Source organism: Gammaproteobacteria bacterium, assembly GCA_034522055.1.
Taxonomy (GTDB): Bacteria; Pseudomonadota; Gammaproteobacteria; order JAABTG01; family JAABTG01; genus JAABTG01.
The window spans coordinates 1,317,024-1,332,814 of record JAXHLS010000002.1 but is presented as its reverse complement, the minus strand read 5'-3'; the positions used below and the strand labels follow the sequence as shown (position 1 = coordinate 1,332,814).

Below are 15,791 nucleotides of genomic sequence, written 5' to 3'. Positions count from 1 at the left end.
ATTGTGAGGGTTTCGCCGGGGGATTGGCAACCCGTGTCGGCTGGGGTTTCGAGCCTCCACCCCCGGATGCCGCACATCGGCCCCGGGACGCCGGGCCTCAACCAGGGCCGCGTGAGAGGCTTACGATTAATTTCGCTTATATCAGGCATATTAATATGTAATTGCATGCTAAGGCTCACTTGCCCTAAGTTACTCCACCGTTGCGACTTGCCACTCCAAGGAGAGCCCCAGATGCTCACAACCAATCCCTTCGCCGAATTAGCGGCGTTTATTTCCCCTGAGGTCATGCAGGGTTATATCGTATTGATGGTACTGCTGGTCATCGGTGGAACCATCCTGGACATGCTGCACAAGCGCAGTGCAGAGTACTTCTTCGAGAACGCCAAGAAGGCACAGAAGAACGCCAAAAGCACCCTGAGCGGTGGCGACAAGGTGTCTCTCGCGGTGCAGACCCTCGCCAGCGAGGTGCTCACCTCCTCGGAGTTCAAAAGCACCCGCCGCCGCATCTCCCACCTGATGACGATGTACGGCTTCGTGGTGTTCGTGGTCAGCACCGCGGTCCTGATCTTCGGCTATGCGACCGCGGCCGCCGCCGGCATCTGGCCTGCCCTGTGGCATCTCGGCGCCCTCGCGCTGGCCGTCGGCGGCTACTGGTTCTGGTTCGACATTCGCGTCGACGTCGCCTCCGAAGGGGTAAAGTGGTACCAACTCAACGGGCGCGGCGACATCTTCATCCTCGGCCTGCTCGCGACCGCGACATTCGCCCTGCTGTGGTCTTTCACCCTGGGGGCTGGCTGGGTAAACATGCTGTTCTTAGTCCTGTTCATCGCCTCCGCCACCGTCCTCTTCGGCACCGTCTACTGGTCCAAGTTTGCGCACATGTTCTTCAAGCCCGCTGCGGCTTTCCAGAAGAAGACCATCATGGCTGATGGCTCGATGGAGAACCTGCCGGGTGACTACGATCTGACGGACCCGGCCGTACAGTCGAAGTTTCCGGACATCCCTGAGTATATGGGCGCCACCCCCCCCAATATGGGGCTCGGCATCAACCGCGAGCTACCCCGTCACTACTGATTAACGTCTCAAAAGTAAGGAGTATTCGAGATGCCAACTTTTGTATACATGACACGATGTGACGGCTGCGGTCATTGCGTCGATATCTGCCCGTCCGACATCATGCATATCGACAAGGTCACCCGCCGGGCCTACAACATCGAACCCAACATGTGCTGGGAGTGTTACTCCTGTGTCAAGGCCTGTCCGCATCAGGCCATCGACGTCCGCGGCTACGCAGACTTCGCGCCCCTGGGGCACTCGGTTCGGGTCCGCCGTGACGAGGAAAAAGGCGTCATTGCCTGGCGTATCAAGTTCCGCAACGGCAAGACGGACATGGACCTGCTGGCGCCCATCACGACCAAGCCCTGGGGGAAGCACATCCCGCAGCTCAAAGACGTCAGTGGGCCCACCCAGGAGATGCGTGACAGCCAGCTGCTCTTCAACGAGCCCAAATATATTCGTCTGGACGATGGTGGCATACACACCCTCGAATCCAACGGTCTGAAGATGAAGGAAGGGGTGTATTACTGATGGCTTACAAGACAGTCGTAGAAGACGATATCGATATCCTGGTCTGTGGTGCCGGCCTCGGTGGCACCGGAGCCGCCTGGGAGGCCCGGTACTGGGGGCAGGATAAGAAGATCGTCATCGCCGAGAAGGCAAACATCGATCGCTCCGGCGCCGTCGCCCAGGGCCTGTACGCGATCAATTGCTACATGGGCACCCGCTTCGGTGAGAACAACCCGGAAGACCACGTCCGTTACGCGCGTATCGACCTCATGGGCATGGTACGTGAGGACCTGCTGTTCGACATGGCGCGCCACGTGGATTCGGCCGTGCACCAGTTCGAGGAGTGGGGCCTGCCGTTGATGCGCAACCCCAAGACCGGCGCCTACCAGCGTGAAGGCCGCTGGCAGATCATGATCCACGGCGAGTCCTACAAGCCCATCGTCGCCGAGGCCGCAAAGAAGTCGGCCGACAAGGTCTTCAACCGGGTCTGTGTCACCCATCTGCTGATGGACGAGGCCAAGCCGAATCGTGTCGCCGGCGCCGTGGGCTTCAACGTGCGTACCGGCGACTACCATGTCTTCAAGTCCAAGTCCGTGGTCGTCGCCGCCGGTGGCGCCTCCAACATCTACAAGCCGCGTTCCGTCGGTGAGGGTGCGGGTCGTGTGTGGTATGCGCCGTGGTCATCGGGCTCGGCCTATGGCCTGTTGATCGGCGCCGGCGCCAAGATGACGCAGATGGAAAACCGCATCGTGCTGGCCCGCTTCAAGGACGGCTACGGTCCGGTGGGTGCCTACTTCCTGCACCTCAAGACCTACACCCAGAATTGCCTGGGCGAAGAGTACGAGTCCAAGTGGTGGCCGGGACTGCAGGAAATCGTGGGCAAGGAATACCTGGATCCGGAGGTTTCCCACGCCACCCATCGGCCCATTCCCACCTGCCTGCGCAACCATGCGCTCATGTCCGAGGTCAACGCCGGCCGTGGCCCGATTCACATGGTGACCATGGAGGCCTTCCAGGACCCTCATCTCGAGGAGATCGGCTGGCACAACTTCCTGGGCATGACCGTTGGTCAGGCCGTACTGTGGGCGGCGACCGACGTCGACCCGAAAAATGAGAACCCGGAACTCACGACCTCCGAGCCTTACGTCATGGGCTCTCATGCCACGGGTTGCGGTGCCTGGTGTTCGGGGCCCGAGGACATCTCTCCGCCGGAGTACTTCTGGGGCTACAACCGTATGACCACGGTCGAAGGCCTGTTCGGCGCCGGCGATGCCGTCGGCGGCACCCCCCACGCCTTCTCCTCGGGCTCCTTCACCGAGGGCCGTCTGGCCGCCAAGGCCGCATGCCAGTACATCGATGACGGCAAGGCCGAGGGTATCCGCGTCTCCCAGCAGCAGCTCGACGATCGCAAGAAGGAGATCTACAAGCCTCTGGACCACTACAAGGTCTATCGCAACGAGATCACCGCCGGCTCGGTCAATCCCAACTACATCAACCCGCGCCAGGGGCTGGATCGTCTGCAGAAGCTCATGGATGAGTATGCCGGGGGTGCCGGGGTCAGCTACATGACCAACGACAAGCTGCTCCACATCGGGCTCAAGAAGCTGAAGCTCCTCGAAGAAGACCTGGAGAAGCTCGGTGCCGAGGACATCCACGAGCTGATGCGCGCATGGGAGCTGAAGCATCGCCACCTCACCTCCGAGGCCGTCGTGCAACACACCTTGTTCCGTAAGGAAACCCGGTGGCCCGGCTATTATTATCGTGGTGATGCCCTCAAGCTGGATGACGAGAACTGGCATGTCCTGACCGTATCCCGCCGTGATCCGAAGACCGGCGAGTACACCATGGAAAAGGCGCCGTGCTACCACATCGTGGAGGAAAACGAACAGGCCGAAGCCGCCGAAGCTTAAGTGGGCGGTACAACGGAGAGGCCGCCCCCGGCGGCGGCCTTTCCGGCCCGTTTCGGAGTGGGACGATAAAGATCAACGCTCGTTGGTCTTTTTTCGTTTCTAAATCGACTACATTATGGATGTGGTAAAGATATGAATGAGATCATGAATTCAACCCAAGCCCCGGAAGCGAAGCCTGCCGAATCGTTCAAGAACATAATCGATCACACCGATGAGGAGATATTGGAGGTGGCCCACCCCATGTGGGACGACCTGATCAAGTACTCCAACAAGGGGCAGTACGGCAAGTTCATCCGCAAGTTCTCCTATGGGCTGCTGTTCGGGCTCAACGAGGTGGAGCTGGGCAAGCAGTTCGTAAAGAGCGAACTTACCCGCAACCTCTCCTCGGACTATGACTATCTGGGCCTGATCCGCCGCGGTCAGCATGTGACCGTCCTTTACCGGGTGCGGAGCACCAAGAAGGAGGGCGAATGGCTGGGCCGCCTGGTGCTGGGTTACGAGAAGGGTGAGGTCCGGATATTTGCCGCCTCGATTTTTTGATCGACGCGGCGGTGATCAAAGCTGCCATCCGTACCCGATCCGCATCAAGTTGAGATATCATGAGTGAAATCATCAAAGACATCGTAACCGACGGTAAGTACGTCGAACTGAAGTACCAGGTCATCGACGTGAAGACCGACAGCGTCTTGACCGAGGTCGAATATCCCCTCGGCTATGTGCATGGCGTCAACGAGGTGCTGGCGCCAATGGTCACCCGGGAACTGGAAGGCAAGGCCGCGGGTGACACCCTCGAAGTGCCCATCGACTGTAACCAGCTTTACGGTCCACGGGACGAATCCCTCGTCATCACGGAACGTCTGGAAGACGTGCCCGAGGAATACCAGGAGGTCGGGACCGCGATTCTGATGGAGAACGACAAGGGCCAGACCAAGAGCTTCCTGGTCACCCGCATGGATGATAAGACCATCACCATCGATGGCAACAATCCGCTGTGTGGTCGCGAGGTCGTGTTCAAGCTGCAGATACTGATGGTGCGCGATGCCACCGAGGAAGAGATGGAGCATGGCGGCAAGGTGGAAAAAGGCCCGGACATCGACACCGGCAACGCGGTGCCGATCTGACCGCTGCCAACCACTGCACAGTCGCGCAAGGGATTGCACGACGTGGGATCGAGACGAATATATACCGGCCTGGGCGTTCCTGATTTAATCCAGGATGGATTGAATCAGTACTTCCTGATTGCCCATCCTTATTGCTCAGGGGTATTTACTTCGGGAAACGTTGGGTAATTCCGCGCTGATTTTGGCCATCCCTGGCCAATAACTATGGCCCATAATTAGCCCAATAGTCAGCGTTTACTCAGGGCCGTTTCGGCGTCTCATACTTCACTTCTTTCTGAAATGACTCCCAGATGGTGTCATAGCCAACGAAACCCTTTTCGTTTGGCTCCATCTGGCGGGTCTTCAAATATCGGGTCTGGCCTTCCGGAACTTTCGGCCGGGTCTTGGCTTGCTCACTCATAAGTCACCTATGGTCAGGTTGTTACTTGAGATGTACAGACCTCAGCGGGCTCAATGGATTAACCGGCTGAGCTTTGCGGTTCAGGTGGGAATTGTATGGCATAACGCGCTGTATGGCATATAGATTTCACGATACTTGGAATCAGTAACGTGAATGACCCCCGCGCGACATCTTTGGCATCGGTTGCCTGGCCGCTACAGGCCGGGGCGGCACCCCCGCCGTTGGGTGTCGGGCTGAAACCCGACCTACAAGGATCAGCCACCGCCTGTTCCTGTGGCACGGCTGTAGGTCGGGATTCATCCCGACATTAAACCCCACCGCGCCTACCACAGGCCGGGCCGGCACCACCCGCCAGCGTTGGGTGTCGGGCTGAAGCCCGACCTACAGGCCGACCTGCAAATGTCGTTCACCACCCGTTCCTCCGGCACGAAGGTCGGTCCCTCCCGGCAACCGACATCGCCGTCGATGGAACCATCCGAAACAGATTTGGTCGCACGGAGTGCGCCCGCAGGGCCCGGACCATGGACGGTCCGGGACAACCCTCGTCGTATAGGGCGCGCAGCGCCCTTGGTCGGGGCTGGGGGCGGTGTGGGAAGTCAGGGAGTTGGAGCGGGTGAAGGGAATCGAACCCTCGTCGTAAGCTTGGGAAGCTTCTGCTCTGCCATTGAGCTACACCCGCGAAACCCCAATTCTATCCCTTTGGCGGAGGAGGGCAAGAGCGGCACACTCATTCGGTAGCCCTTGCGGAGAAAGGCGGCTGGCCATAGCCTAGGCGTATGAACATCAGCATCAATGGAGAGCAGCGGCCCTTCGAGGGCATTACCACTCTGGCCGATTTGGTGGAGGCCCTGGAACTGGCCGACCGGCGCATCGCCGTGGAGGTGAACGAGGCCCTGGTGCCGCGCGCCGAGCATGGGCTCTACACCCTCGAGGACGGTGACCGGGTGGAGATCGTCCACGCCATCGGTGGCGGCTGATCCACCGGCCCTCCGCGGGCGGTGAAGCCCGCCCATCCCCTCTTTACCGAACCATCTGGACGTTTCCGCCATGACAACCAATCCCCCAGCCATCAAGGACCCCCTCATCATCGACGGCGTGTCCTACGGTTCCCGCCTCCTCGTGGGCACCGGCAAATACAAGGACCTCGACGAGACCCGGCGTGCCGTGGAGGCGTCCGGCGCCGAGATCGTCACCGTGGCCATCCGCCGCACCAACATCGGCCAGAATCCCGACGAGCCCAATCTGCTGGATGCCCTGCCGCTCCATCGCTATACCCTGTTGCCCAATACCGCGGGGTGTTACGACGCCGTCACCGCCGTGCGCACCTGCCGCCTGGCCCGCGAGTTGCTGGACGGTCACGACTTGGTGAAACTTGAGGTGCTGGGGGACGAGAAGACCCTGTTCCCGGACATCGTCGCTACCCTGGAGGCGGCCGAGACCCTGGTGGCGGACGGCTTCAAGGTCATGGTCTATACCAACGACGACCCCATCATCGCCAAGCGTTTCGAGGAGCTGGGCTGTGTGGCGGTGATGCCCCTGGCGGCGCCCATCGGCTCGGGGCTGGGCGTGCGCAATCCCTACAACATCCTGGAAATCGTGGAGAATGCCACAGTGCCCATCCTCGTGGATGCCGGCGTGGGCACGGCATCGGACGCGGCGGTGGCCATGGAGCTGGGCTGCGACGGCGTGTTGATGAATACGGCCATCGCGGCGGCGCGTGACCCGGTGCTCATGGCCTCGGCCATGGCCAAGGCCATCGAGGCGGGCCGCGAGGCCTTCCGGGCCGGGCGCATGCCGCGCAAGCGCTATGCCAGCGCCTCGTCCCCGGTGGACGGGACGTTCTTCTGAGGGCAGCCCGGCCTGGCCTGGTCAGTAGAGCAGAAAAACTACGAAAGGCGCGAAAGACGCGAAAACAGCGGAAAGATTGATTCTGGGGCCACGCGTTCCGCGCCTTTCATGATGGCTCGTCCTCAGTGAGCGTCAAGTAATCGACACATGGCGGCGGCGTGGCGCAGTTCAGGCCTGGCCAGCTGTCTTCCTTTCTCCGTGCCTCTGTGCCTTTGTGAGAGGAATATTTGTTCTTCTTGGCGCTCTTGGCGAGAAGAAATGCTTCTCTCTACGCTAGCGATTTCCAAGGGTTACTCAGAGGGCGTCGAAATCGATGATCAGACCCTCCTGGGCCAGATGACAGGCCACGTCGGCGCCCCGGTCGCGGATGAGTTCCCGGGCGTGGTGGTGCAGGGTATCCAGCTTGTGGTCGGGGTAACCCGGGTCATGGTGGAACAGGTAGAGGGAGCGGGCACCGGCGTCGATGGCGCAGTTCACCGTGTCCACGTAGCAGGAATGGCCCCAGCCGCGCTTGCTGGCGTAGTCCTCGGGCGTGTACTGGGCATCGTGGATCAAGGCGTGGGCATTCATCATGGGCTTGAGCAGGCTCCATTTTTCCTCTTCCTTCATCTGCTCCAGCAGGCGCTTCTCGTCCGCGCCGAGTTCGGCGTCCACCAGTCGCAGGTTGATGGGCTGGTCGATGAACAGCAGTTCCTGGTCCGGCACGAACACCACATGCCGGTCGTTGACCGTGATGCGGTAACCGTAGGTGGTGCCCGGATGATGGACGACGAAGCGTTGCAGCTTGATAGGACCGTGCTCCAGGTGGTCGATGCGCGTGTCCAGGTACTGCACGTCCGCCAGCCAGGTCTCGGTCTCCACCGGAAAATAGGGGGCCTTCATCTGCTGCCCGAGGATATGTTTCACCTCTTCGGGGCTGTTGCCGGGCCCGGTGATGCGGATCGAGAATCTGGGTACGAAGGCGGGCACGAAAAACGGCATGCCTGAGATGTGGTCCCAATGGTAGTGGGTGAACAGCAGCAGAAACTCGGTGATATCCTGCTGGCGCATCAGCAGATCCCCGAGAGGGATGATGCCGCTGCCGCCGTCGATGATGGCCAGGTGGTTGCCCGCCCGGATCTCCAGGCAGGTGGTGTTGCCGCCGTATTGCAGGTGGCTGGGGAAGGGGGTGGGATAGGACCCCCGCACGCCCCAGAAACGGACATAGTTTTCTGCCATCTAGGAAGGTGTCCCGTGGCAATGGTCGAAGTTCTGCACCGGACATCTGTCCGCCAATGCGAGAATGGGCGTCGCCGCAGCACCTGGGCGACGACGCGCCCCGGCAACGGGTAGCAGGCGGTGGATGATGGCGGGGCAGGACACTAGACGACGTTGGAGTCGGATCGTTCTTCGGCCCCGGTGTATTTCTGGATCAGGTCGCGGATCTCGCGGGGTCGCAGGGGCTTGAGCAGAAACTCCAGTACGCCGAGTTCTCGGGCCACGGCCCGATCCTGGTCGTAGTCCTTGGAAGTCACCATGATGACGGGTGTGTCACTATGAATGGGCAGCGCACGTAGCTCCTTGAGCAGGGTCATGCCATCCTTGTCGGGCATGACGATATCCAGGAACAACAGATCGGGCTGGTTGTTTTCCAAGTGGGCGGTGGCCTCAGCGGCGCCATGGAAGGCGCGCAGCTCCACCGCGAGATCGGCGGCGCTGATCTGATAGAACGAGGCGGCGGTGGGACTGTCATCCACAACGACCACGGTTGGAATCACTTTCGACATTTGTTGAAGTATAACGTCGGGTAGTCCGCCAAGATTGCCATTAGTTAAGCTATTCCGCATGTAAAGTAAAGCTTTGTCAGTATATTCAGTGGCTTTCAGTTATTATCTTAGATGCTTTATAGCTGATTAGACCCGGGTTTCCCAGCCGATATGCCAAATTCCATTTCCTCGATGGCCACCGATGTGCCACGTTCCGTCAGGAGCTTCGTGGTCCGCGGGGGACGCACCACCCGCGCCCAGCGCCGGGCCATCGACGTCCTGTGGGCCCGCTTCGGCCTCGAGCCGGACGAAGTGATTGATCCCCACCGTCACTTCGGGCGCCCGGGGCCTCTGTATCTTGAGATAGGTTTCGGCAACGGCGAGGCCTTGCTTGAGCTGGCGGCGGCCCATCCCAGCCGCAACTATGTGGGGGTGGAGGTGCATCCGCCGGGCATAGGGCGGCTGTTGGCCGGTGTGGCGGCGGCGGGCATCGACAACATAAGGGTGATCCGGGGCGACGCCCTCGAGGTGCTCGAACAGGCGGTGGCGGATGGCTCCCTGGCCGGCATCAATGTCTGGTTTCCGGATCCCTGGCCCAAGAAGCGCCACCACAAGCGGCGTCTCGTGCAACCCGCGACGATGGCCCTCATGGCCCGTAGACTGGCGCCCGGGGGTATCCTCCACCTCGCCACCGACTGGCAGGAGTACGCCGAGCACATGTTGCGGGTGGTTTCGGCCGTGCCGGGCCTCGCGAACCTCGATGAGAAAGGGGCCTTCTACCACCGGCCCACGGAGCGTCCCGTGACCCGCTTCCAGCGTCGCGGGGAGGCCCTGGGCCATGGTGTCTGGGACCTGTTGCTGGAACGCCGGCTGCCAGAGGCGGGGGACGGCGAACCGGGAGAAACGCCATGACCTTCGAGGGCATCAGGGTTGAGCCGGGCGAGGACTACACCGGTTCCAAGTGCCAGCGTTGCACCAATTCCAAGTGCTGTACTTACATCACCCAGGCCATCGACACGCCGCGCGCCAAGTCGGATTTCGACCACCTGTTGTGGCAGGTATCTCACTCCGGGGTGCAGGTCTACAAGGAAAAGGCCGGGTGGTACCTGCTCGTGGAGACCCGCTGTACCCATCTCCAGCCGGACGGCGGCTGCGGCATCTACGACCAGCGGCCCCAGGTATGCCGCGAGTACAGCAACGACTTCTGCGAGTTCGACGCGCCCGCCGAGGACGGCTTCGAACTCTACTTCAACGACCATGCCACCCTGCTGGCCTATTGCAGGAAGCGCTTCAAGCGCTGGGGGGCATGATCTCGCGGAAGGTGTGGATGGCGGGAAATTCCTCGATCTCGCGCGCCGGGGCCTGGCTGTCGGGGCGGTAGACGGCCAGGAGCTGATGGATGCCGTAGGCGGCGGCGGAGCGCAACACGGTCAGGCTGTCGTCCACCAGCAGGCTGGTGTCCGGCGCGAAGGGTTCCAGCTCCGCGAGGCGGCCCCAGAAGCCCCGGTCCTCCTTGGGCAAGCCCAGATCGTGGGAGCAGATGACGCGGTCCAGCCGTCCCTCGAGACGGGTCTTGTCCATCTTGAGGCGCAGGCTCTTGCCGTGGGCGTTGGTCACCAGCACGGTCCGCCGGCCCGAGGCCCGCAGGGCGTCGAGAAATTCCACCACGTGGGGGTGCACCGCGATGAGATGTTCCACCTCTTCCTTGAGCAGCGCCACGTCCATGTAGAGTTCACGGGTCCAGTAATCCAGGCAGTACCAGTCGATGGTGCCCTCCACGGCCTTGTAGCGCCGGTACAGGTATGCCTTGGCCTCGTCGAAGGGAATGCCCTTGATCTCGGCATAGCGCCTGGGCATATGGTGGAGCCAGAACTGGTTGTCGAAATGCAGGTCCAAAAGGGTTCCGTCCATATCCAGCAGGACGGTCTCCACATCCTGCCAGCGGACTTTTTCGGGGGCATCATTCATGGCTTTCGGCAGACGTAGGGTTTTCCATGGTTGACAGGTCTGGAAGCTTGCGCGTAGCGGCGGTGCTAGTGGCCCTGGCGCCGGCAGTTTACATCGGCGCCTCCGGGGCGTCGGAGGATGACTGGTTCTTCGATGACTTCGAGGCGCGCATCGAGGAGGTCAACGAGGGCGAACTGCATTTCCTCGGGGCGCCGCCCGCGAAGAAGGTACACCATCACGAAAACCATGTGGCCATCGACGCCTCGAGCCTCGAGCACGGCTGGGTGGACCTCCATCAATGCCACGCCAACCTGGATGCGGTCCCGCGACTGCAAGTGATGTTTCGGGCTGGCGGCACCGAGGACCTGAAAATAGTGAGCACTCACAACGTGGGCAGTGCCTATATCGATGGCCCCAGTATCCAGCTCACCGATGTGGGCCGCCACGCGCGGCTGTGCCTGTCGGCCAGGAGCCAGGCCCTGCACGGCAACGGTGATGGGGTCTACGTATTGCGCAACGGGCCCTACATGCGGCGTTTTCTCGACGGCTATTACCCCATGCGGGTGGAGATGAAGGTGACCTACCCCTGCGGAATGCTGGAACTCGTGGCGTCGTCGCCCGAGGGCCAGCCCGGTTTCAGGCTGGAGATGCAGGAATGCGGCGTGGCCTATGACACCTGGTTCGAAGGCCGCCTGCGCACGGAACTGGTATTCAGGCGGCCGGCCGCGCCGTCCTCTTGAGGGAGCGGGACAGCGCGGACCTTGAGGCGGCTCAGTCCAGTACCTCCATGCGTTCCATGTCGGCCAGTCTCACCAGGGTGCCGTCGGCGGTGCGGAAGGAACGTTCCTCCACTTCATGGGCGTAGGCGGTGTAGACCGTCGTCTGCCCCGTATTGGCGTTCACCACTCGCACCGCCACCATGTCCTCGTTGGACAGCCACTGGTGGGCCGTGATCCCCACCGAGGTGATGACGATAACCGCGGTGATACCGTAGGCGACCCAGCGGGGATTGACCCCCCGGGGCGCCTCATCCCGGGACTGCCGCGGGGCGCCGCGCAGCGCCATGCGGCTGCGCACCACCAGCAGGATGCCGCCGATGATGAGGACGGTATAGAACAGTTTCAGTAGCATGGGCGTGATGGGTTCATGAAAGGGATGGGCCTGATGGATGGTGCGTGCCGCCGCTGCCCAAAGCCAGAGATGGTATCCAATGTGGGTGCGGTTCCGCCATGGGCGATCCGAAGGCGCCGAAAATGTCGGAATACTTTACACTTTGAACCTGTCGCGGCCACCTTCTGAGGGAAACCGCTTCCTGCGGGTGGCCGTGGAGGCGATAACTGTGATCCATGACGCGGCATTGGGGGGGGGCATCGCGCCGGCCGCGGGTTGGAACCGGGCCCCTCGTCGGTTCAGTTTACATGGGCGGCGATTCATTCGAGGCAAGCGAATATAACTGATTGTCATAAAAGGACAAAGCGCCCGAGTCAGGAATGGCTTGAACATTGCATGTTTATAGATCCTGCGGGCCTTCCGGGGTAACCAAGGACACTCGTAACTTAGGCGGACGTCCGGCTTCCAGGGCCCGGCGGTAAGCCGGAGCGACGATGCCGCCCTCTTCAGCGAGTGCGACGGCGGCGCACCCGCGACAGTGAACGAAACCAGGACCAAGCCATTGCGAGCGGTTCCCGACAATCCATGACCACCGCCTCCCGAGTACTCCTCATCGACAGCTGCGAGGCCGACGGCGTCATCGCCGCTCTGGCCCTGCGGGATCGCTGCGCGCGGCTCGAGGTGGTGCATGTGTCGGGTGCCCTGGAGTACGCGGAGCATCTGGCGGCGGCCGACTTCGAGGCGGTGGTGTGCGAGCACCAGCTCGACTGGGGCGAGGGTATGGCGGTGCTGCGCCAATTGCGACGGCGTTTCCCCGACCTGCCCCTGTTCCTGCTGGCCGCCGGGTTGCCGCCGGGGGTGGCCGACAGCGCGGTGGAATTGCGGCTGTCCGCGTGCGTTAGCAAGACCAGTGGGGGCATTCTGGACATGGCCCATGCCGTCTGCCGCAGCCTGGGGCAGGGGCCGCTCGAAGAGCAGCCGTCCCGCGCCTGGACGAACCTGGACGATCTGCCGGTGGGGCTGTTCGAGCTATCGGCGCAAGGCGTCATCGAGGGGCTGAACGCGCGGGCGCGGGAAGTGCTCGGCCGTCTGGGCGATGCCCGGCCGGGCGTGCCCCTGACTGCCTTGTTCCATGACCTCGCCGGGGACGACGAATGGCGGCGGCTGCGAGGGGGCGAACTCGTCCGTTTCGAGGGTGCCATGACACCGTCGGGTGATCATGAACAACCGTACCTGCTACGCCTGAGTCGTCGGTCCGGTGGTGGATACGATGGCATGGTGGAGCCCCTTTCGGCGGCTGGCGCGGCGACGGACAGCAACCTCGCGGAGGCGAACGCCGAGCTGGAACAGCTCGCCTACGCGGTATCCCATGACCTCCAGGAGCCCCTGCAGCTCATCCTGCGCAACGCGCGCCTGCTGTCCGATCGCTATCATGAACAATTGCGGGACGGCGGCGACAAGTTCCTCGGCCACGTGGTGGAGAGCACGGAACGCATGCAGTCCATGATCGACGGGGTCCTCGCCTACTCGCGCCTGCGCACCGGCCAGCGCAACCTCCAGCCCATCTCGGTGGACGATATCCTGGATCAGGTGCTGGAGAACCTGAAGCCCCAGGTGGCCGCCAGCGGTGCGACCCTGGATCGCCACCCTCTGCCGGTGGTGCGGGTGGATCGCTTCCAGATCCAGCAACTCCTTACAAATGTCATTGGAAACGCGTTAAAGTTCAGGGGCGAAGCGCCTCTCACCATCACCGTGCGCGCCGAGGACAAGGGTGACGAATGGGAGTTCATGGTGAGGGACAACGGTATCGGCTTCGACGGACGATTCCAGGAACGCATCTTCAGGATGTTCCAGCGGCTGCATACCAGCGAGGAGTATCCCGGTACGGGTATCGGCCTCGCGGTGAGCAGGAAGATCATCGAGCAGTATGGTGGGCGCATGTGGGCGGAGGCCCGCGAGGGTGAGGGGGCCGCATTCTTTTTCACCCTGCCGAAATAGCATAACGAATCGTCGGCCGGCGACGACGGGGGCGGTTACTTTGACCGATAGCTCCATCAGAGTATTGCTCATCGAGGACAGCCAAGCCGAGGCGGATCTGGTGGCGGCGCTGTTGTCGGAGTCACCGGCAGATGTCTTGTTCGACATCCATCATGTACAGCGGCTCACCGCGGGACTGGGCCGCTTGGCGGAGGCGGCCTTTGACGTGGTGTTGCTGGACCTCAACCTGCCCGATAGCTCCGGGCTTGCGGGCTACGCCGAGGTCAGCGAGGCCGCTCCCCAGGTGCCTGTAATCATCTTCTCCAATGTGGCCGACCAGGAGCTGGCCCGACGGGCGGTGCGAAAAGGCGCCCAGGACTACCTCATGAAGCGCGAGGTGGATGCCAAGCTGTTGCGCCATGCCATCCGTTACAGCATCGAGCGCAAGCGTACGGAAGATGCCCTGCGGGAGAGCGAGGAGCGCTACGCCCTGGCGGTGGAGGGGGCCAACGACGCCATCTGGGACTGGAACCTCAAGGCCCGGAGCGCCTACTTTTCCCCCCGCTGGCGGGCCATGTTGGAGCTGGGCGACGGCCCGGTGGGGGACACCATCGACGAATGGTTCGGGCGCGTCCATCGGGACGACCTGGACGGCCTGCGGGAGGCCCTGGCGCAGCACATCCGCGGCGACAGCGACCACTTCCAGTACGAGCACCGGCTGTACACGGCGCGGGGCGATTTCCTGTGGGTGCTGACCCGCGGCCTGGTGGTGCGGGGCAGCGATGGTGCCGCCTGCCGCTTCGCCGGTTCCATGACGGATATCACCCAGCGCAAGCAGGCAGAATCCCAGTTGCTCCATGACGCCATGCACGACGCCCTCACCGGCCTGCCCAACCGCGGCCTGTGTCTGGACCGGCTCGACATCGCGCTGCGCCAGTACCGGCGCGACGAGGAGCACCGGTTCGCGGTGCTGTATTTCGACCTCAACCGCTTCAAGTACATCAACGACAGCCTCGGCCATTCGGTGGGTGATGCCCTCCTGGTGGCGGTGGCGCGGCGGTTGGAGAAGTTCCTGCGGCCGGGGGATACCCTGGGGCGCCTGGGGGGCGACGAGTTCGCCATCCTGCTGAACGATGTGGAGGGCCTCGGCAGCGTCACTCATATCTCGGAGCGGGTCCACGAACTGCTGGCGCGGGAGTTTCACATCGACGGCCACGAAGTCTTCACGTCCGCCAGCATCGGCGTGGCCATGGCCTCCCCCAAGTACCAGCAAGCCGAGGAGGTGCTGAGGGACGCGGATCTGGCCATGTACAAGGCCAAGCACGAGGGCAAGGGCGGCTTCGAGGTGTTCGACAGCGACATGCACGAGAGCGCCCTGGCCCAGCTCAAGCTGGAGACCGACCTGCGCCGGGCCTGTGACCGTGACGAATTCGTGCTCCATTACCAGCCCATCGTCTCGGTCACCGACGGTCGCATCCTCTCCTTCGAGGCCCTGCTGCGCTGGCAGCATCCCGATCTCGGCCTCATCTACCCCGAGCACTTCATCAGTGCCGCGGAGGAGATGGGGCTTATCGTGCCCATCGGCTGGTGGGTGCTGGAAGAGGCCTGCCGGCAGGCGGCGGACTGGCAGCGCATGTTCCCCGTCGACCCACCGCTGGGGATCAGCGTCAACCTCTCCGGCAAGGTGTTCCTCAAGCCCAACATGGCCAGACAGCTGTTCGTGCTCCTGGAGCGTTGCCAACTGGACCCGTCCACCCTGCGCCTGGAGATCACCGAGACCGCGATCTTCGAGCACCTCGACGCCGCCGTGGACGAGCTCGCCAGGCTGCGGGATGCCGGCGTGGAGCTGCACATCGACGATTTCGGCACCGGCTATTCCTCCCTGTCCTACCTGCAGCGTTTCTCTTACGACACCCTCAAGATCGACCGTTCCTTCGTCCAGGGCATGCACTTGCCCGGTGAGGCTGCGGCCATCGTCAAGACCCTCATCGCCCTGGGGCGCATGCTCAACATGAATGTCATCGCCGAAGGCGTGGAGACCTCGGAGCAACTGCGCCAACTCCGGGACCTCCAATGCCCGGAGGCCCAGGGGTACTGGTTCTCCAAGCCCATCTCCCACCCCGACGTCCACCTGCTGCTGGGCAACGGCGGTCTCAAGGCCTGATGA

At 62.4% G+C, this 15,791-nt stretch carries 17 protein-coding genes and 1 tRNA gene; 12 read left to right on the top strand and 6 right to left on the bottom strand.

Annotated elements, in window-relative coordinates; genetic code table 11:
• Nucleotides 1–231: 231 nt before the first annotated feature.
• From U5S82_06475 to U5S82_06455, 5 genes are all read left to right on the top strand, one after another.
• Nucleotides 232–1,074 carry an adenylyl-sulfate reductase gene (locus U5S82_06475; GenBank protein MDZ7751300.1) on the top strand — a complete coding sequence of 281 codons (843 nt, stop codon included), beginning with the start codon at nucleotides 232–234 and terminating at the stop codon, nucleotides 1,072–1,074.
• Between the two features lie 30 nt (nucleotides 1,075–1,104).
• A complete protein-coding gene (gene aprB / locus U5S82_06470) occupies nucleotides 1,105–1,587 on the top strand; it encodes an adenylyl-sulfate reductase subunit beta (GenBank protein MDZ7751299.1) in 483 nt (160 codons plus the stop codon).
• A complete protein-coding gene (gene aprA, locus U5S82_06465) occupies nucleotides 1,587–3,476 on the top strand; it encodes an adenylyl-sulfate reductase subunit alpha (GenBank protein MDZ7751298.1) in 1,890 nt (629 codons plus the stop codon). Before aprB ends, aprA begins: the two co-directional genes overlap by 1 nt.
• Before the next feature lie 144 nt (nucleotides 3,477–3,620).
• Nucleotides 3,621–4,016, top strand: coding sequence for a hypothetical protein (locus U5S82_06460; GenBank protein MDZ7751297.1), 396 nt, complete (start codon nucleotides 3,621–3,623; stop codon nucleotides 4,014–4,016).
• 71 nt (nucleotides 4,017–4,087) lie between these two features.
• Entirely contained in the window at nucleotides 4,088–4,597 is a 510-nt protein-coding gene (locus U5S82_06455) for a peptidylprolyl isomerase (GenBank protein MDZ7751296.1), read from the top strand.
• Between the two features lie 238 nt (nucleotides 4,598–4,835).
• On the opposite strand, the gene U5S82_06450 is transcribed toward U5S82_06455, so the two are convergent.
• Both U5S82_06450 and U5S82_06445 read right to left on the bottom strand, forming a co-directional pair.
• Complete coding sequence (locus U5S82_06450) at nucleotides 4,836–4,997, bottom strand: hypothetical protein (protein ID MDZ7751295.1); 162 nt, start codon at nucleotides 4,995–4,997, stop codon at nucleotides 4,836–4,838.
• A 605-nt stretch (nucleotides 4,998–5,602) separates the two neighbouring features.
• Nucleotides 5,603–5,676: transfer RNA gene (locus tag U5S82_06445), tRNA-Gly, on the bottom strand.
• A 97-nt stretch (nucleotides 5,677–5,773) separates the two neighbouring features.
• Here U5S82_06445 and thiS point away from each other — a divergent pair.
• Both thiS and U5S82_06435 read left to right on the top strand, forming a co-directional pair.
• Complete coding sequence (gene thiS, locus U5S82_06440; GenBank protein MDZ7751294.1) at nucleotides 5,774–5,974, top strand: sulfur carrier protein ThiS; 201 nt, start codon at nucleotides 5,774–5,776, stop codon at nucleotides 5,972–5,974.
• Between the two features lie 70 nt (nucleotides 5,975–6,044).
• A complete protein-coding gene (locus U5S82_06435; GenBank protein ID MDZ7751293.1) occupies nucleotides 6,045–6,845 on the top strand; it encodes a thiazole synthase in 801 nt (266 codons plus the stop codon).
• 294 nt (nucleotides 6,846–7,139) lie between these two features.
• Here the strand turns inward: U5S82_06435 and U5S82_06430 are convergent, their stop codons facing one another.
• Both U5S82_06430 and U5S82_06425 read right to left on the bottom strand, forming a co-directional pair.
• Entirely contained in the window at nucleotides 7,140–8,063 is a 924-nt protein-coding gene (locus U5S82_06430) for an MBL fold metallo-hydrolase (GenBank protein ID MDZ7751292.1), read from the bottom strand.
• A gap of 143 nt (nucleotides 8,064–8,206) precedes the next feature.
• A complete protein-coding gene (locus U5S82_06425; GenBank protein ID MDZ7751291.1) occupies nucleotides 8,207–8,611 on the bottom strand; it encodes a response regulator in 405 nt (134 codons plus the stop codon).
• Between the two features lie 150 nt (nucleotides 8,612–8,761).
• Between U5S82_06425 and trmB the strand changes: the two genes are divergently transcribed.
• Together trmB and U5S82_06415 are read left to right on the top strand one after the other, a co-directional pair.
• Nucleotides 8,762–9,502: a tRNA (guanosine(46)-N7)-methyltransferase TrmB gene (trmB, locus tag U5S82_06420; protein MDZ7751290.1), complete on the top strand. Its 741-nt coding sequence runs from the start codon at nucleotides 8,762–8,764 to the stop codon at nucleotides 9,500–9,502.
• Nucleotides 9,499–9,900, top strand: coding sequence for a YkgJ family cysteine cluster protein (locus U5S82_06415; protein MDZ7751289.1), 402 nt, complete (start codon nucleotides 9,499–9,501; stop codon nucleotides 9,898–9,900). Before trmB ends, U5S82_06415 begins: the two co-directional genes overlap by 4 nt.
• On the opposite strand, the gene yrfG is transcribed toward U5S82_06415, so the two are convergent.
• Entirely contained in the window at nucleotides 9,881–10,558 is a 678-nt protein-coding gene (gene yrfG, locus U5S82_06410; protein MDZ7751288.1) for a GMP/IMP nucleotidase, read from the bottom strand. The genes U5S82_06415 and yrfG overlap by 20 nt on opposite strands.
• Before the next feature lie 26 nt (nucleotides 10,559–10,584).
• Here yrfG and U5S82_06405 point away from each other — a divergent pair, with 26 nt between their 5' ends.
• On the top strand, nucleotides 10,585–11,277 hold the full coding sequence (locus U5S82_06405; GenBank protein MDZ7751287.1) for a hypothetical protein: 693 nt from the start codon (nucleotides 10,585–10,587) through the stop codon (nucleotides 11,275–11,277).
• Nucleotides 11,278–11,308: 31 nt separating this feature from the next.
• Here U5S82_06405 and U5S82_06400 read toward each other — a convergent pair whose 3' ends face one another.
• The gene (locus U5S82_06400; GenBank protein MDZ7751286.1) at nucleotides 11,309–11,668 is read right to left on the bottom strand and encodes a hypothetical protein; all 360 of its coding nucleotides are present in this window, start codon (nucleotides 11,666–11,668) and stop codon (nucleotides 11,309–11,311) included.
• A 564-nt stretch (nucleotides 11,669–12,232) separates the two neighbouring features.
• Here U5S82_06400 and U5S82_06395 point away from each other — a divergent pair.
• The gene (locus U5S82_06395; protein MDZ7751285.1) at nucleotides 12,233–13,645 is read left to right on the top strand and encodes an ATP-binding protein; all 1,413 of its coding nucleotides are present in this window, start codon (nucleotides 12,233–12,235) and stop codon (nucleotides 13,643–13,645) included.
• A gap of 40 nt (nucleotides 13,646–13,685) precedes the next feature.
• Entirely contained in the window at nucleotides 13,686–15,788 is a 2,103-nt protein-coding gene (locus tag U5S82_06390) for an EAL domain-containing protein (GenBank protein MDZ7751284.1), read from the top strand.
• Nucleotides 15,789–15,791 lie beyond the last annotated feature (3 nt).

Coding starts and splice junctions, on each gene's coding strand:
- U5S82_06395 (MDZ7751285.1), top strand. CDS start 12,233: ATGACCACCGCCTCCCGAGTACTCCTCATCGACAGCTGCGAGGCCGAC.
- U5S82_06430 (MDZ7751292.1), bottom strand. CDS start 8,063: ATGGCAGAAAACTATGTCCGTTTCTGGGGCGTGCGGGGGTCCTATCCC.
- U5S82_06435 (MDZ7751293.1), top strand. CDS start 6,045: ATGACAACCAATCCCCCAGCCATCAAGGACCCCCTCATCATCGACGGC.
- aprA (MDZ7751298.1), top strand. CDS start 1,587: ATGGCTTACAAGACAGTCGTAGAAGACGATATCGATATCCTGGTCTGT.
- yrfG (MDZ7751288.1), bottom strand. CDS start 10,558: ATGAATGATGCCCCCGAAAAAGTCCGCTGGCAGGATGTGGAGACCGTC.
- U5S82_06400 (MDZ7751286.1), bottom strand. CDS start 11,668: ATGCTACTGAAACTGTTCTATACCGTCCTCATCATCGGCGGCATCCTG.
- U5S82_06405 (MDZ7751287.1), top strand. CDS start 10,585: ATGGTTGACAGGTCTGGAAGCTTGCGCGTAGCGGCGGTGCTAGTGGCC.
- aprB (MDZ7751299.1), top strand. CDS start 1,105: ATGCCAACTTTTGTATACATGACACGATGTGACGGCTGCGGTCATTGC.
- U5S82_06415 (MDZ7751289.1), top strand. CDS start 9,499: ATGACCTTCGAGGGCATCAGGGTTGAGCCGGGCGAGGACTACACCGGT.
- thiS (MDZ7751294.1), top strand. CDS start 5,774: ATGAACATCAGCATCAATGGAGAGCAGCGGCCCTTCGAGGGCATTACC.
- U5S82_06425 (MDZ7751291.1), bottom strand. CDS start 8,611: ATGTCGAAAGTGATTCCAACCGTGGTCGTTGTGGATGACAGTCCCACC.
- U5S82_06475 (MDZ7751300.1), top strand. CDS start 232: ATGCTCACAACCAATCCCTTCGCCGAATTAGCGGCGTTTATTTCCCCT.
- U5S82_06450 (MDZ7751295.1), bottom strand. CDS start 4,997: ATGAGTGAGCAAGCCAAGACCCGGCCGAAAGTTCCGGAAGGCCAGACC.
- U5S82_06460 (MDZ7751297.1), top strand. CDS start 3,621: ATGAATTCAACCCAAGCCCCGGAAGCGAAGCCTGCCGAATCGTTCAAG.
- trmB (MDZ7751290.1), top strand. CDS start 8,762: ATGCCAAATTCCATTTCCTCGATGGCCACCGATGTGCCACGTTCCGTC.